The sequence below is a fragment of the Pseudomonas folii genome, from assembly GCF_014357575.1.
Lineage (GTDB): Bacteria > Pseudomonadota > Gammaproteobacteria > Pseudomonadales > Pseudomonadaceae > Aquipseudomonas > Aquipseudomonas folii.
This window is the reverse complement of sequence record NZ_JACONW010000125.1, coordinates 1-16132: the sequence shown is the minus strand read 5'-3', so window position 1 is coordinate 16132 and position 16132 is coordinate 1. Positions and strand designations below refer to the sequence as shown.

General features: G+C 58.2%; 15 protein-coding genes. 9 read left to right on the top strand and 6 right to left on the bottom strand.

Translation table 11 applies throughout. The annotated features are described in order from the left end of the window. Window positions 1-174: 174 nt before the first annotated feature. The 3 genes from H8S59_RS20805 to H8S59_RS27400 all read left to right on the top strand — a co-directional run bounded on the left by H8S59_RS20805 (window position 175) and on the right by H8S59_RS27400 (window position 2712). Window positions 175-1395 (top strand): putative DNA modification/repair radical SAM protein, encoded by a 1221-nt coding sequence (locus H8S59_RS20805; protein WP_095098083.1) that lies wholly within the window; start codon window positions 175-177, stop codon window positions 1393-1395. Continuing rightward, window positions 1386-2240: a TIGR03915 family putative DNA repair protein gene (locus H8S59_RS20800; protein ID WP_187522658.1), complete on the top strand. Its 855-nt coding sequence runs from the start codon at window positions 1386-1388 to the stop codon at window positions 2238-2240. Before H8S59_RS20805 ends, H8S59_RS20800 begins: the two co-directional genes overlap by 10 nt. Before the next feature lie 130 nt (window positions 2241-2370). Further along, window positions 2371-2712 carry a helix-turn-helix domain-containing protein gene (locus H8S59_RS27400; RefSeq protein WP_095098086.1) on the top strand — a complete coding sequence of 114 codons (342 nt, stop codon included), beginning with the start codon at window positions 2371-2373 and terminating at the stop codon, window positions 2710-2712. 161 nt (window positions 2713-2873) lie between these two features. On the opposite strand, the gene H8S59_RS20790 is transcribed toward H8S59_RS27400, so the two are convergent. Next, the gene (locus tag H8S59_RS20790) at window positions 2874-3719 is read right to left on the bottom strand and encodes a PhzF family phenazine biosynthesis protein (RefSeq protein WP_187522657.1); all 846 of its coding nucleotides are present in this window, start codon (window positions 3717-3719) and stop codon (window positions 2874-2876) included. A gap of 164 nt (window positions 3720-3883) precedes the next feature. Between H8S59_RS20790 and H8S59_RS20785 the strand changes: the two genes are divergently transcribed. Both H8S59_RS20785 and H8S59_RS20780 read left to right on the top strand, forming a co-directional pair. Beyond that, entirely contained in the window at window positions 3884-4510 is a 627-nt protein-coding gene (locus H8S59_RS20785; RefSeq protein WP_187522656.1) for a LysE family translocator, read from the top strand. Between the two features lie 71 nt (window positions 4511-4581). Beyond that, a complete protein-coding gene (locus tag H8S59_RS20780) occupies window positions 4582-5436 on the top strand; it encodes an NAD-dependent protein deacetylase (RefSeq protein ID WP_187522655.1) in 855 nt (284 codons plus the stop codon). A 108-nt stretch (window positions 5437-5544) separates the two neighbouring features. Here H8S59_RS20780 and H8S59_RS20775 read toward each other — a convergent pair whose 3' ends face one another. Then, a complete protein-coding gene (locus H8S59_RS20775; RefSeq protein ID WP_187522654.1) occupies window positions 5545-7911 on the bottom strand; it encodes a DNA polymerase II in 2367 nt (788 codons plus the stop codon). Between the two features lie 182 nt (window positions 7912-8093). Here H8S59_RS20775 and H8S59_RS20770 point away from each other — a divergent pair, with 182 nt between their 5' ends. Both H8S59_RS20770 and H8S59_RS20765 read left to right on the top strand, forming a co-directional pair. Continuing rightward, the gene (locus H8S59_RS20770; protein ID WP_187522653.1) at window positions 8094-8561 is read left to right on the top strand and encodes a RidA family protein; all 468 of its coding nucleotides are present in this window, start codon (window positions 8094-8096) and stop codon (window positions 8559-8561) included. A 3-nt stretch (window positions 8562-8564) separates the two neighbouring features. Next, window positions 8565-9092, top strand: a complete 528-nt coding sequence (locus H8S59_RS20765) for a GNAT family N-acetyltransferase (protein WP_187522652.1) — start codon at window positions 8565-8567, stop codon at window positions 9090-9092. Here H8S59_RS20765 and H8S59_RS20760 read toward each other — a convergent pair. The 4 genes from H8S59_RS20760 to H8S59_RS20745 form a co-directional block, all read right to left on the bottom strand. Beyond that, window positions 8984-9493: a helix-turn-helix domain-containing protein gene (locus H8S59_RS20760; protein ID WP_187522651.1), complete on the bottom strand. Its 510-nt coding sequence runs from the start codon at window positions 9491-9493 to the stop codon at window positions 8984-8986. The genes H8S59_RS20765 and H8S59_RS20760 overlap by 109 nt on opposite strands. 421 nt (window positions 9494-9914) lie before the next feature. Further along, window positions 9915-10865: a GlxA family transcriptional regulator gene (locus H8S59_RS20755; RefSeq protein ID WP_095098107.1), complete on the bottom strand. Its 951-nt coding sequence runs from the start codon at window positions 10863-10865 to the stop codon at window positions 9915-9917. A 152-nt stretch (window positions 10866-11017) separates the two neighbouring features. Continuing rightward, entirely contained in the window at window positions 11018-11551 is a 534-nt protein-coding gene (locus H8S59_RS20750) for a DUF4174 domain-containing protein (protein WP_187522650.1), read from the bottom strand. A gap of 101 nt (window positions 11552-11652) precedes the next feature. Next, window positions 11653-11979, bottom strand: coding sequence for a DMT family transporter (locus tag H8S59_RS20745; protein WP_187522649.1), 327 nt, complete (start codon window positions 11977-11979; stop codon window positions 11653-11655). Window positions 11980-12350: 371 nt separating this feature from the next. Between H8S59_RS20745 and H8S59_RS20740 the strand changes: the two genes are divergently transcribed. Next, window positions 12351-14309, top strand: coding sequence for a DNA topoisomerase III (locus H8S59_RS20740; RefSeq protein WP_187522648.1), 1959 nt, complete (start codon window positions 12351-12353; stop codon window positions 14307-14309). Between the two features lie 323 nt (window positions 14310-14632). Further along, entirely contained in the window at window positions 14633-16006 is a 1374-nt protein-coding gene (ppnN, locus tag H8S59_RS20735) for a nucleotide 5'-monophosphate nucleosidase PpnN (protein WP_095098118.1), read from the top strand. Window positions 16007-16132: the final 126 nt, after the last annotated feature.

Below are 16132 nucleotides of genomic sequence, written 5' to 3'. Positions count from 1 at the left end.
TCCTGGGCGCCTATATGGCGGGCAAGCACCGCTCCCACATGGGATTGCATTCCAACTCACAATATCCATGCATTCCATTTCTCATAACTGATAAAGCCCATTCACCCGACCGCAGGACATTGCCTACTGCAACCGAACTCTATACTGTACATGCAAACAGTGTCGGAGTTTCCCATGCAGTTGATCGACAAGCTCAGCATCCTCGCTGACGCCGCCAAGTACGACGCATCATGCGCCAGCAGCGGCGCGCCCAAGCGTAGCTCCGAGGGCAAGAGCGGTCTGGGCTCCAGCAACGGCATGGGCATCTGCCACAGCTATACGCCCGACGGGCGCTGCGTTTCGCTGCTCAAGATCCTCTTGACCAACTTCTGCCTGTACGACTGCCAGTATTGCGTCAATCGCCGCTCCAGTGACGTACCGCGTGCTCGCTTCAGCCCTGAGGAAGTGGTCACCCTGACGCTGGATTTCTACCGGCGTAATTGCGTCAGCGGACTGTTCCTCAGTTCCGGAATCATTCGCTCTTCCGACTACACCATGGAACAACTGATCGAGGTGGCGCGCCAGTTGCGAGAGGTCCATGAGTTTCGTGGCTACATTCACCTCAAGACCATCCCGGACGCTGACCCGGCGTTGATCGAAATGGCCGGCCGTTACGCGGATCGCCTGAGCGTCAACATCGAACTGCCCACCGACGACGGCTTGAAAACCCTGGCCCCGGAAAAAAACGTCGTCACGATCAAGCAGGCGATGCAGACCATCCATACCGGGCAGCAAACGATTCTTAATGAGCCCCGCGCGCCGCGCTTCGTGCCCGCCGGGCAAAGCACGCAAATGATCGTCGGTGCTGACGAGACTGACGACAGCACCATCCTCACCAGCGCCGAATCCCTCTACGGCAACTACGGCCTGCGCCGGGTTTATTATTCAGCGTTCAGCCCCATTCCCAATAGCCCGAAAAGCGTACCTCTGGCCGCCCCGCCGCTGATGCGCGAGCACCGTCTGTATCAGGCAGATTTCCTGTTGCGTGGCTATGGTTTCAAGGTCAAGGAGTTGTTTCAGGGCGCGGGTGATCTGGCGCTGGACATCGATCCAAAACTGGCCTGGGCCCTGAACAACCGCAGCCTGTTCCCCATGGACCTCAACCGCGCCGATGCTTCACAGATTGCGCGAATTCCAGGCATCGGCATCCGCACCACCAACCGTTTGCTGGAGCTGCGCCGTCAGCGTCGAATCCGCTACGAAGACCTGACCCGCATGCGTTGCGTGCTGGCCAAGGCCAAGCCGTTCATCATCACGTGTGACTATCACCCGACTCAGGCAGAGAGCAGCAGCGAGTCACTGCACATGTTGTTGCGCGACCGCCCTGCTCCGCAGCAAATGGGGTTATGGGGATGATTTGCCTGGATTGCGACGATCTGTTCGACAACTGGCGACAGCAGGCACGCTGGCTGCTCAGTCATGAAGTCGATCCGAGCCAGGTGAGCTGGAAATCCAGCGACGGCAGCGATCTGTTCGGCTCTGATCACAGCTACCCTGAGCAACAAGGCCCCTTTCAAGCCCGGATCCCGCTGACGCTTCTGCAATTACTGGAAAGCGCGTCGCAATTTCGCGGCGATCAGCGCTGGAGCCTGCTGTACGAAGTGCTGTGGCGAGTCAGCCATGGGGATCGCACCGCAATGCTGGCAGGCGACAAACTGGGTAGCGAGCTGCATCGACGCATCAAGCAAGTCAGCCGGGAAGCCCATCACCTGCACGCATTTCTGCGTTTTGTTGCACTGCCCGAATCTGAGCTGCCAGAGCAATTTGCACAGCCGCAATACGTCGCATGGCACGAACCTGCTCACGACATCCTGCACAGCGCCAGTCAGCATTTTATCGGCCGTATGGGGCAGCATCGCTGGATGATTGCGACGCCCAAAGACGGCGTCTACTACGACGGCCAGCAGTTGATCCATCAGCGTGTCTGCCCGCCTGCCTGGCAACAACTGGCGCGCAACGCCGACGATCCGGGTGGAGAGCTGTGGTTGACCTATTACAGCCACATTTTCAACCCTGCACGCCTGAACCCGAAAGTCATGGAAGGCCACTTTCCGAGCCGTTTCTGGAAAAACCTGCCGGAAGGTCCTTTAATTCCTGCTTTAATCAGCGAAGCGAGAACCGGCAAACAGCGTGACGGTCAAGCCAGTCAGGTCGCCGCCAGACCCGGCAAGCGTATCGCCCGCGGCCCAGGGGTCGCCTAGTCCTGAAGCGCTGCACCGTTCATCAGTCGGAACCAAAGCCTTCAAACAGCAAGACCTTCTTGTTAATCTGCTGCACACTTCAAACAACTACCTTCTCACTGAAGTGGATCAGCATCAGGAAATCACCAAAATGGAAGGCATGGGCCTAAGACTCAAGTTGGAAAGAAAGCGTCTCGATCTTTCACAGCGAGACCTGGGTTTAGTTGGCGGGGTTGAGGCCAATGCTCAAGGACTTTACGAACGAGGCAAGCGCTTTCCCAATGCCGAATACCTCAGAGCTGTTGCGAAGGCCGGGGTTGATGTTTTGTATGTAATTACTGGCTCTCGGGAGTTATTGGCTATTGACTCCATTTCCCCAGGCGAGTCGAAAGTGTTAACCGAGCTGGAAGGTTTACCTCTGGATGTACGGGAAGATATCAAACGCCTGATCAGCACCCTTTCTGTGTCTGAAGAGCAAGCCGTTAAATCCTGAAGGGTTATCTACGACCGAGCGCATCGGCAATACCGTGCGAACTAACCATCGGAATGGAACATGGTCAGTGGGACCGGCTTTAGTAGGGACACCCAAGCCGGTCCCATTGGTTTGTGTGGGGCATTAGTTGCGAGCAAACATGACAGTTCCACTGTAAAGCCTCATTCCAGCTCTACCCCACCCTCAATACACGTCACCACCTCACCGCCCACCCAGATATCGTCACCAAGGCGCTGCACGTAAACCCGGCCTTGCCTGCCCAGCGCTGTGCCCTGACTGACCACATAGCGGTCCTCTGCCAACCCGGCACTCAATACCCATTGCGCGATACCGGCATTGAGGCTACCGGTCACCGGGTCTTCTGGCATACCGTCGCCGGGGATAAACGCTCTGACTTCGAATTGCGCTTCATCCCCATCGAGTAAAGGATCCCAAGGCGCGAATACGCCGATTGCCAGTCCGCCGAGCTGCGAATAATCCGGCTGCAGCGCCAGTACGCTGGCCCTTTCCGCAAGCCTGAGTGCTAGCCATCCAGCGCCGTTGTCGACCCAGCGGGCTTCAAGAATCGCACCGTCAGCCAAGCCCATTCCGGTGCGAATTCGTTCCAGCAACTCATCCTCAACGGGCTCTGAGCGCAACAATGCTGGTGCAGTAAACGCCAGTTGCCCGCCCTGGCGACGAATCCGCACCAGCCCGATACCGCACTCCTGAATGATTTCCTCGCCTTTTGGCTGCCCGCCGCTCTCAAGCCAGGCGTGACAGCTGCCCAGCGTCGGGTGCCCAGCGAACGGCAACTCGTGCTGCGTGGTGAAAATCCGTAGTCGATAATCCGCCTCGGGATGCTGGGGCTTAAGCACAAAAGTGGTTTCACTCAGATTGGTCCAGTGGGCAAACGCGGCCATGGTTGATTCGCTGAGCGCGTCAGCTGCAAGCACCACTGCCAGCGGATTGCCCTTGAGGGCCTGACGACTGAATACATCAACCTGTTTGAACGCATAACGACTCATCACTGCCCTCTCTGAAAACGCCAAGGCGGCGAGACTCTCATTTCAAACCTGCGAAGGTAAAGCCCGGAAAAACTGTTGCACAAAAATCGAGAGCAACTGTAGCGCAGCCTGTCCGGCGCGATTCGCTACCGTCAGCAAACGATATCAATGAAGGGAAGCAGCTCATGATCGACGTTCAAACACTGTCTTTATTCTGCGGCGCGGTGATGCTTCTGCTGATCACGCCGGGTCCGAACATGGCCTTTGTCATGAGCCACGGTTTTACCTATGGCTGGCGCGGTGGTTTGGCCGTTTCACTGGGGATCGGGGCTGCGGATGTCGTGCTGACGATTCTGACCGCAACCGGCGTGACCGGTCTCGTCGCTGCATGGCCGCCGTCTTTCGACATCATTCGTTATGTCGGCGCGGTCTATCTGTTGTGGATGGCCTGGAAGGCCCTGCAAGGCGGCAAGCTGGGCAAGAACGTCATCGACAACAAGGTTTCGCTGAAAACCGTGTTCGTCAGGTCGATGCTCAACAGCTTGCTCAATCCCAAGGCGCTGCTGTTTTTCATCGTCTTTCTCCCGCAATTCGTGACCCCCTCCAACGGCATGATCGCCCAGCAGTTGATCATGCTCGGCCTTGTGCTGACAGTGATTGCGTTCGTCTTTCATGCCGTACTGGGTGCATTTGGCAGTACCATCAATCGTTGGTTTGCAGGTAAGGAACGGTTGGGCAAGCTGCAACACAGAGTGCTCGCCGCTGTGCTGACCCTGATGGCCGTGCGCTTGATGGTCATGTCCAGACCGTGAGTCTCGTGTAGAGGGCACCATTCAAGCATCCGCCGGGTCAGATATCACTCACGCCACGCGGAGATCCAATCATGCTGAACAGCCTGTCCGTCGCCCCGGTAGAAGCGCTTTTCACGCTCATGGCGCAAAAACGCTTTGTGGTCCTGACCGGGGCAGGCATCAGCACACCGTCGGGCATTCCCGATTATCGGGATACCGACGGCGTAAGGCGCGGCAAAGCGCCGATGATGTTTCAGGAATTTCTCGGCTCACCGGAGGCACGGCGACGCTATTGGGCACGAGCGATGCTGGGCTGGCCGCGAGTGCGGGTGGCTCAGCCCAACGCCGCACATCGGGCTTTGGCGACGCTGCAATCTCATGAGTACATCGACGGGTTGATCACACAAAACGTCGATACGCTACACGATCAGGCTGGCAGTACTGATGTCGTCGAGCTGCATGGCAGCCTGCATCGGGTGCTGTGCCTTGACTGTGGCGAACGCATTGATCGCGCCGCGATTCAGCCATTGATGGAAGCACAGAACCCCTATCTGGCAGACGTTGACGCGGTGCAGGCGCCGGATGGCGATACCTTGCTCGACCCCGCATTCGAATCGCGCTTCCAGTTGCCACATTGCCCCCACTGCGATGGCCAGCGCCTCAAGCCCGACGTGGTGTTCTTCGGCGAAAACGTTGCACCGCCTACCGCGGCACAAGCGCTGGCCAGCGTGACCCATGCTGACGGCTTGCTGGTGGTGGGTTCTTCACTGATGGCCTACTCGGCTTTCCGTCTGTGCAAAGCAATAAGCGAGCAAGGCAAGCCACTGATCGCCATCAACATCGGCAAGACCCGAGCGGATGAGCTGCTGGATCTGAAGATTGAAATGTCGTGCGAGGCATTGTTGCCGGAGTTGGCGGAGCGATTGGTTGGGCACAGAGATATCTGATGCGTGCAATCTGTTGGAGCGAGGCTTGCCCGCGAAGAACCATAACACTGTTTAACTGCCATTCCGCGTCGGCAGGTTCGCGGGCAAGCCTCGCTCCAACAGCCCCAACTAAAACAACCCCAACTGCCCGCCAATCAGCGTACTGAAATCATCATCCACAAACGGCAGGATGGCCTCGGCGATGGGTTGTAGCTGACGGGTGACGTAATGGTCGTAGTCGATGGGCGCATGCCTCACTTCCAGAGGCTCCGGCCCGGCGACGCTGATAACGTAGCTGATCCAGCCGCCATTCTGATACTGCTTGGGGCGGCCCAGGCTTGCATTGTGCTCGTCGGCAAGGCGTGCTGCCCGGACATGAGGCGGCACGTTACGCTCATAATCATCCAGCCTGCGTCGCAGCCGTTTGCGGTAAATCAGCAAGTCATCCAGCTCCCCCGCCACGGTACGACGCACATAGTCGCGCACATAATCCTGATACGGTCGCCGGTGAAAAATCCGCGAGTACAACTCCTGCTGAAATTCCCGCGCCAGGGGTGACCAATCGGTGCGGACCGTTTCCAGGCCTTTGTAAATCATTTCATCGGAACCATCCGCGCGCCTGACCAGCCCGGCGTAGCGCTTCTTGCTGCCCTCTTCCGCGCCGCGAATGGTCGGCATCAGGAACCGTCGAAAGTGCGTCTCGAACTGCAGCTCAAGCGCACTGGTCAGGCCGTATTCCTGCTGTAAATGCTCGCGCCACCATTGGTTGACCTGCTGCACAAGCGTACGGCCAATCCGGGTCGCCTCTTCCTCGCCGTGCAGGCTTTTGAGCCAGACGAACGTGGAGTCGGTATCGCCATAGATCACCGTATAGCCTTGGGCTTCGATTAGCTGTCGGGTTCGGCGCATGATCTCGTGGCCGCGCAAGGTGATCGACGACGCGAGCCGCGTGTCGAAAAACCGGCAGCCGCTGGAGCCAAGCACACCATAAAAAGCGTTCATGATGATTTTCAACGCCTGGGATAGCGGCTGGTTGTTTTCCCGCTTGGCCGTCTCGCGCCCCTGCCAGACTCGCTCGACAATGGCGGGCAGGCAATGCCGGGTGCGAGAGAAGCGACCACCGCGAAAACCCGGTACCGAATCTTCATCCGAAGGATTGCGCAAGCCTTCCACCAGCCCCACCGGATCGATCAGGAAAGTGCGGATGATCGACGGGTACAGGCTCTTGTAATCCAGTACCAACACCGACTCATACAATCCCGGCTGCGAATCCATGACAAAGCCACCGGGGCTGGCCTCCGGCATGCGCTCGCCAAGGTTGGGCGCCACAAAGCCCTGGCGATGCATCAACGGAATGTACAGATGACAGAACGCCGCCACCGAACCACCGCTGCGGTCAGCAGGCAACCCCGTGACCGAGGCGCGCTCCAGCAGGAAGGTCAGCAACTCGGTCTTGGCGAAGATCCGCGTCACCAGTTCGCAGTCCTTCAGGTTGTAGCGTGCCAGCGCGGGCTTGTCTTCGGCGAACATGCGATTGATTTCGTCCATGCGCTGGTAAGGCGTATCGATCGCCTTGCCCTCTCCAAGCAAGGTCTGAGCGACATTTTCCAGACTGAACGACGGAAAGCTCCAGGTGGCCGAGCGTAGCGCCTCGATGCCGTCGATGATCAGACGCCCGCTGGCATCGGCGAAAAAGTGGTTGTTGCGCGAGCCGTGCTCGCGCCAACCCATGGCTTCTCCACCACGCCCTAGACGTAATGGCACTTGTAGTCTCTGCGCGTGCTCGTGCAGCACCCGCAGGTCGAACTGCACCACATTCCAGCCGATGATCGCGTCCGGATCGTGACGTTCAAGCCACTGATTGAGGCGCTCCAGCAACAACTTGCGGGTGTCGCAGTATTCAAGCGCGAAGTCGACGTAGCGATCGTCACCATTGGCGGGGCCGAGCATGTAAACCTGACGCTGACCGCAGCCTTCCAGCGCGATGGAATACAACTCGCCTTTTTCGGTGGTCTCGATATCCAGCGACGCCAGGCGTAGTTGCGGCCGGTAATGCTCTGTGGGGCGGATCTGCGCCTCGCACAGGGTGCCGTTGCTGTCTGCAACGCCGCTGAATTGCACCGGGGCGGTGATAAAACGCTCCATCAGATAGCGTTCTGGCGGGCGAATGTCGGCTTCATAGACATCCACGCCGCCCTTGCGCAGGGATTTTTCCAGGTTCATCAATTGCCGGTGCTGCTGGCAATAAACCCCCAGCACCGGACGATGGCGGAAATCACACAGGCTCAGCTCACGAAGCTCGACCCCGGACTCGCTGCGCAATACGGCTTCGGCACGGGCACGCTGTTCAGCAGGAATGAACGCCACCGAGGGTTGCACAGGCAAGCGAATGTGCCGGGGACCGTTGTCAGTCGCCAGCCAGAATTCCACCTGCGTACCTTCCGGCGTATCACGCCAGTGTCGGCTCAGGATAAAGCCCTGCTGTACATCCTCCACCACTGCAAACCTCAAAAACCTTCAGGAGCGTGATTCTACTTGGCATTGCCCGCTAGAGGGCGACTCATCTTCACGACGGTGGCTAAGACCAGAGAATCCATGCGTGACCGCTTGCCATGTCACGGGCTTGAGGCGATAAAGGCACTCTTCGCCTCTCATTCATCCTCGTCACGGAACGCGACATGTCAGCAGACCAGCGCTTCAACCTGATTGCCGAACAGCTTGGTTATAGCTTTGATGGCGAGATCAAAATCGGCGGCAATTATGTGCCTCTGATCCGCCACAACGACGAGATTTACATCAGCGGGCAAATTCCCCGGGTTGGCGACACGGTAGTCGTCACCGGACGCGCAGGGGCCGATACCACTCTGGCTCAAGCGCAACTGGGAGCGAAGGTTTGCGCCATGCGCGCCCTGGCCTTGCTGCAACGCAGCGCGGGTTCGCTGGACGGGATCAAGCGGCTGCTGCGCATGAACCTCTACGTGCAATGCGCTCAGGATTTCACCCGGCAAAGCGAAGTGGCCGACGCTGCGTCCGAAGTGCTGTTCTTCGTGCTGGGGGACGTCGGTGCGCACACTCGCACTTCGGTTGGCGTCTATCAGTTGCCAAAGAATGCCACCGTTAAACTTGATCTGATTGCAGTGGTGTAAGCCATGTCCAGTGCATTCAAGGTGGAACGTTTGCAGGCCCGGCACGCGGCGGCTTATCGAAATTTGATGCTGGACGCCTATACACGACATCCCGAGGCCTTCACCTCATCCACAGAAGAGCGCGCTGCCCTACCCTTGTCCTGGTGGGAAAAGCGGCTCGACCCGGCAGAAGATGCGGGACAAGTGGTGTTTGGCATCACTGACGGTGACGCCATCCTGGGTGCGGTGGGGCTGACCTTCAGCAACCGGCAACGGGCGCGACACAAGGTTTTACTGTTCGGCATGTATGTGGTGGCCGGTCAGCAAGGCAAAGGCTTGGGCCAGGCACTGATCGATGCGGCTCTGAGCTATGCGCGCAAACGGCCACATGCATTGCTGGTGCAGCTGACCGTCAGCGAAAACAATGCCTCAGCTCGCAAGCTTTACGAGCACAACGGATTCGAGTCCTTTGGCCTGGAGCCGTTGGCTGTAGCGACCGAAGCCGGGTTTATTTCCAAGGTCCATATGTGGCGGGAATTGCGCGAATATTGACGCTGGCTGGCCGCCTTCAACTTGCGCTCATCGCCCCGCCAACGGGCGGGATTGGTGCCCTCGGTCTTGCTGAACATATGAGAGAAATGCGCCTGATCGCAAAAACCGCATTCGGCGCTGATTTGCGTGAGAGTCATTTCCGAGTCTTTGATGAGTTGCTTGGCCTGCTCAATGCGCTGGTTGCGAATCCATTCCTGTGGGGACATGCCGGTACTGCGTTTGAATGAGCGAGAGAAATGACTGCGAGTCAACTCGCAGGACGCGGCCAGAAAAGGCACAGAGACTTTCTTGCTCAGGTCAGCAGTGATGAGCTGTTTGACCAGTGCCAAACGGTCGGGAGTAAGACCGCCGGTGACAGGCTCATCCAGCCCGTCGTTGACGTCGTGCAGCGGGTTGTCCATGACGATAAAACCTTGCGAAATGTCCTTGAGTCATCTTCGCAGTCGTCAGTTTTCTAACAACCCTCGCAGGGGGAGCGCAACGGCCATCAAGGTGCATGATCAGGACATAGCAGGCTGATACGACGCTATTGAACAGCGTACAAAGAACATGTGGGAGATTCTATGTTCACCTGCGAGCATGATCTTGATCTTGATCTTGTAGGACCGGCTTTAGCCGGGAGAGCGGTATTTCTACCGAAGGATATTTAGCGAATTTCCCGACGTCCTCCCGGCTAAAGCCGGTCCTACGGAATAGCGCGGTATATGTGGGAGCGAGGCTTGCCCGCGATGAGGGCACCGCAGATATCAGGTCTATCGTCGTATCCAGCCTTATCGCGGGCAAGCCTCGCTCCCAAAAGACCGCAACGCGATAACGAAGCCATCAACCAAACTGCTGTCGATACTGACTCGGCGTCAGGCCCAACCTGTCGCTGAATAGCGAGCGCATGTAACGCACGCTGCCAAAGCCACTGCGGTGGGCAACCGTCTTGAGCGGCAGCACGGTGGTTTCCAGCAGGTTGCGCGCCCGGTCCAGCCGCGCATTCTGGATGAACGCCATCGGCGTCATGCCCACCTCGCGGCTGAACACTCGAGCAAAATGTCGCGGACTCATGGCTGCCATCGAAGCCATTCGCTCGATGCTGAACTCTTCGTCAAGGTGCTCGATAAGGTAGTTCTGAATTCGAGTAATCGGCGTTTCCTGGGTTGCAACAGTGGCCACCAGCGGGCTGAATTGCGCCTGGCCGCCCTGCCGCTTCATCACCACCAACAAAACCTTGGCCACATCCAGCGCGACTTTTCTGCCGTGATCTTCTGCGACGAGTGCCAGTGCGAGATCGATCCCTGCCGTGACCCCGCCAGAAGTCACCAGGCGGCGATCCTTGATGTAGATCTGGTCGGTGGTGACCTGCGCGGCCGGGAACCCCTTGATCAAGCGCTCGGTGTAGTGCCAGTGGGTGGTAACGGTGTGACCGTCAAGCAAACCGGCTCTGCCCAGCAAAAAAGCGCCGGTGCAAATCGAACCGTAGAGGATTGATTCCTGCGCGGCTTGCTGCAGCCAGGCAACCAGCGGCGGATGACTGTCGTTGTAAGACCCCGGACCACCCGGCACCAGCACCAGGTCGAAGGCAGTGGGTGCCGTTTCGACGCAGACGTCCGGGTGAACGGTGACGCCGTTTGACGCGCGAATGGCCGACGCCTGAGTGCCCACAGTGGTCAACTGATAGTGTCTGGAGGGATCTAGATAGCGGTTGGCGATAGAGAACACCTCCATCGGCCCGGCCATGTCGAGCAAAAGGAAGTCAGGAAACAAAACGATTGCAACGGTCTTCATGGTCTTACATCGCCCAAATCGAGTTCAACCCCCTAAAGCAAAGGCCCGGGACCGCGGCTGCGTCGGTCCCGGGCCTTGCCCCGTGCACATACTAACGTTTTGAGTGGCGTTTCGCCGCTATCGGCTGGCCCGCCAGTTCAGACCTTTACGGCTCAGTCATCGAGTGTTTTGGGCGCACCTTTCGCCGGTTTGCCGGACTTCTCTGCGCCAGGCTTGGCCTCAGGCACCGGAGCAACCACCGCCGGAGCGGTGGCAGCCTTTTCTTCGGTCGGTAATTGGTCAATTGTGGTGAACAGGTCTTTCACAGCAATGGGGCCAAGCTGATCAAGTTTTTTCTCACCGTCCTTGCCCACCAGAACGACCTTGGTTCCCCTGCTCGCCCCCAGTTTCAGCTCCCGAATCAGCGCCATGGTTGCCTGAGGATCAAGATCCTTACCGTCACGTTTGCCGATCATGGCAACCACCGTATAAAGCACCATGCCACGCTCCGCGAAACCCTTCTGGTTTTCCGGTTCCTTGAGCTCTTTTTGCAGATTGACCAGTGTCGGGTCCAGTGTGCTCGGCGCAATAACGATCAATGGGCGCGACTTGCCGCGGTCCTGGTTCAGAGGGCTGTCGCTGTCAGCCGCAAGCAGAGGGCCCGCAGAGATAAGCAACGTGGCGAGGGTCAACGACCGGATAAACATAAATGGCTCCTTCAAACCGAGACAGGACACTAGTCGGGCTTTCGACGCTGTTTTAGATGTTTTGTTCTGATTGGGTATAGTTCAACAGGCGCCGCAACCTTTTATTTAACGGGTGCGGACACCATTTTCAATCCAACGATGCCAGCCAGAATCAGCAAAAAACACAGAATCCGCAGCACACTGCGATCTTCGCCCAGTACCAGCATGCCGTAAACCGCAGTGCCCAACGCACCGATTCCGACCCATACAGCATAGGCCGTACCTACCGGGATGGTACGGGTGGCGAGAGAAAGCAGGTACATGCTCAGGCAGATGAAAAAACCGCAGAACAGACTGGGCAGCAGCCTCGTGAAACCGTCCGTACGGGGCATTACTGCTGCGTAGATGATTTCGCAGGCGCCGGCAAATAACAGAAACATCCAGCTCATCGAACTTCCTTGAATTGGTTTTCTTTAGTTAGCGTAGGGACAAAATAGCGGTGCCAGAGCGGTTGGTGCAAGGTTTGCGGGATTACACGGATCCTGTGGGAGATTTCCATGCTTGCCCACAAGCGATCCGACGTGGGACCGGCTTTAGCCGGGAAAGCGGTATATCTGATGTCCCATTCTGGATGACTGGACTGGCCTCTTCCCGGCTGAAGCCGGTCCCACGTCATCAGTGTGTCCTGCGAGAGCGATTGAAACGCCATGCCACTTTCCCACAATCCTTATCTGTATATCCATACAGATAAACCTTGCCGAAAACGTCCTTACTGCTCATGCTGTACCCCCATCAAAATCCGTAAAAAACGATGGTATCCATGCGGTTGTTTCTGTGCGAAAAACCCTCCCAGGCCAAAGATATCGCCGCTGTATTAGGCGCAAATCGCCGTGGCGACGGCTGCTGGGTGGGGCCCAACGCGACGGTGACGTGGTGCATCGGCCATCTGCTGGAAACCGCGCCTCCCGACAGTTACGACGCCCGCTACAAACGCTGGGTGCTGGATGACCTGCCCATCGTTCCGGAAAAATGGAAGATGCTGGTCAAGCCGCGCACTGCAAGCCAGTTCAAAGCGGTCAAACGTCTGCTGGGCGAGGCCGCCGAGCTGGTGATCGCTACAGATGCCGACCGCGAAGGCGAAATGATCGCCCGGGAGCTGGTGGACCATTGCCGTTATCGCGGACCGATACAACGCCTCTGGCTGTCGGCACTGGACGATGCGTCGATTCGCAAAGCCCTGAACGCTCTCAAGCCCGGCGCCGAAACCTTCAGTCTTTATCACTCGGCGCTGGGCCGCTCACGGGCAGACTGGCTGATCGGCATGAACATGAGTCGCCTGTTCACCCTCCTCGGCCGCCAGTCGGGCTATCAAGGCGTATTGCCGGTCGGACGTGTGCAAACCCCAACGCTGCGGCTGGTAGTGGATCGCGACCGCAGCATCGCCGACTTCGTGCCTGTGCCCTTCTGGGCCATCGACGTACAACTCCTCCACGACGGCCAGCCTTTCACCGCTCAGTGGCGCGCTGCCGCCGATGTCTGTGACGACCAGGATCGATGCCTGAACCAGACCACTGCGCAGCAAGCCGCTGAGGTCATGCGCAACGCGGCGAGTGCGAAACTTCTGAAGCTGAGAACCGAACGGGTACGTGAAGCCGCGCCGCTGCCTTTCGACCTCGGCACGTTGCAGGAGATATGTTCAAAAAAACTTGGCCTCGGCGCACAGGAAACCCTTGAGGTTGCCCAATCACTTTATGAAACCCACAAGGTCATCACCTATCCGCGTAGCGACTGCGGGTATCTGCCTGTCAGCCAGCATGGCGATGCGGCGAAGATCATTGCCGCACTGGGCCGCGCAGACCCGGCGCTGAACGAATTGCTCAAACACCTTGATCCGGCTCGGCGCTCGCGTGCCTGGAACGACGCAAAGGTCAGCGCTCACCACGGCATCATCCCCACGGGCGCGGGCAAGTCCCTCGATCAACTGACGGGCAAATACCGCGCCGTGTTTACCTTGATTCGAGCCCGCTACCTTGCGCAGTTTCTGCCCAATCATGAATATGATCGCACGCAGGCCGACTTCGACTGTGGCGGTGAAAAGCTCCGGGCTACCGGCAAGGTGATCGTCGAGCCAGGCTGGAAACGCGCTTTACCGGAAGCACTGACGCCACCAAAAGGGCGGGAAGCGCCCGCACCGCAAGCTTTGCCGAGGCTGACCGAAGGCAGCGATTATACGGTCGACAGCGTCACCCTCAAGGATCTCTGGACCCAGCCACCCAAGCCGTTCACAGAAGGCGACCTGATCAAGGCGATGAAAAATGTCGCCCGGCTGGTGGAAGATCCGCGGCTCAAACAGAAACTCAAGGACACCACCGGGATTGGCACCGAAGCAACACGTGCGGGCATCATTCAGGGCTTGCTGGATCGGGGTTATCTGAGCAAGAACGGCAAGGCCCTGGCGGCGACACCGGCTGCGTTCAGTCTGATCGACGCGGTGCCCCGCGCAATCGCCGATCCGGGCACTACCGCCATCTGGGAACAGGCGCTGGATATGGTCCAGGCTGGCGAGATGAGCCTGGAAGAGTTTGTCTCTCGACAGGCCACCTGGATGAGCAAGCAGGTCAGTCGCTGTATGGGCATGCGCATGGTCATCACCGCATCAGCAAGCCCTGCCGGAGGCAAGCCGCCGTGGAAAGGCAAACGCAAGACCGGCAAGCGCAAACCATCGGGCGCCAGTGCTGCCAAGCCACGACGTACAGCGAAGGCTGCCAGCAAACCTTGATCGGGTATAGGATGCGGGCTGTAACTCACTCACTTGTAAGGAGTTGACGCTTAATTGATTCACCGGTTGAATGGCGATGCCTGCTCAGGTTCGCACAATCAGCCGCACCTCAATAATTCAGAGCAGCAACCCAGACAAGGAGGATATTGAGTCATCCGGGTTTGTCGGCCCGCTTAAACCGTGGTGTTGGCTTTTTGCCCCACGGTATTCAACCAGACACTTGCCCGGCCAGCCGCCTCTTCGCGCAGGGTCATGCAGGGTCTCACTATTCAGATGCGCGTGGGCCCGACTGGCTCACCGGCATTTCTTCAAGGGAATTCAGAATGCCCCCAAGACAAGTAATCAACGCCTCGGTAAGTCCAAAGGGCAGCCTCGAAACACTGTCCCAACGCGAAGTACAGCAACTCAGTGCCGCCGGTTCAGGCAGCATTTACACCCTCTTCCGCCAGTGCGCCCTGGCTATTCTCAACACCGGCGCGCATGTCGATAACGCCAAGACCATTCTTGAGGCCTACGAGAGCTTCGAAGTCCGCATTCACCAGCAGGATCGTGGTGTGCGCCTTGAACTCCTCAATGCACCCGCCGATGCATTCGTCGACGGCGAAATGATTGCCAGCACTCGTGAAATGCTGTTCAGCGCCTTGCGCGACATCGTGTACACCGAGAGCGAACTGGACAGTCAGCGCATTGATCTCGAAAGCTCCCAAGGCATCACCGACTACGTGTTTCACCTGCTGCGTAACGCTCGCACGCTGCGTCCGGGTCTTGAACCGAAGATGGTGGTTTGCTGGGGCGGTCATTCGATCAATACCGAAGAGTACAAATACACCAAGAAGGTTGGCCACGAATTGGGCCTGCGCAGCCTGGACATCTGCACCGGCTGCGGCCCTGGCGTGATGAAAGGCCCGATGAAGGGTGCAACTATTGCCCACGCCAAACAGCGGATCAACGCGGGCCGGTATCTGGGCCTGACCGAGCCCGGCATCATCGCGGCAGAAGCGCCTAACCCGATCGTCAATGAGCTGGTCATCCTGCCCGATATCGAGAAGCGCCTTGAAGCCTTTGTGCGCGTTGGCCACGGCATCATCATTTTCCCGGGTGGCGCGGGCACTGCGGAAGAGTTCCTATACCTGCTGGGCATCCTCATGCACCCGGACAACCGCGAACTGCCTTTCCCGGTGGTTCTGACCGGTCCGAAAAGCGCAGCGCCGTATCTGGAACAACTGCACGCGTTTGTTGGCGCGACTCTGGGCGAATCGGCTTACAAGCACTACCAGATCATCATCGATGACCCCGCTGAAGTGGCCAGGGAAATGACTGCCGGGCTCAAGACCGTCAAACAGTTCCGCCGCGACCGCAATGACGCGTTCCACTTCAACTGGCTGCTGAAAATCGACGAAGGCTTCCAGCACCCGTTCGATCCCACCCACGAAAACATGGCAGCCCTGCAATTGAGCCGGTCATTACCGCCGCATCAACTGGCCGCCAATCTGCGTCGTGCGTTTTCGGGGATTGTCGCCGGTAACGTCAAAGACAAAGGCATTCGCCTGATCGAGCAACATGGGCCTTATGAGATCCACGGTGACAACGAAATCATGGAGCCGCTGGATCGACTGCTGCACGCGTTCGTTGAACAGCATCGCATGAAGCTGCCGGGTGGCGCGGCGTATGAGCCTTGCTATCGGGTGGTGACGTAAACAAGCCCTCGCAGCTAACAAGGACTGCATAAAACGTTGGATTAAATCCCTCTCTGTAGCGCACGAGCAACGCGAGGCCGCGATGGCGGTGTATCAGGCAGACCGCTATCGCGGCCTCGCGGTGGG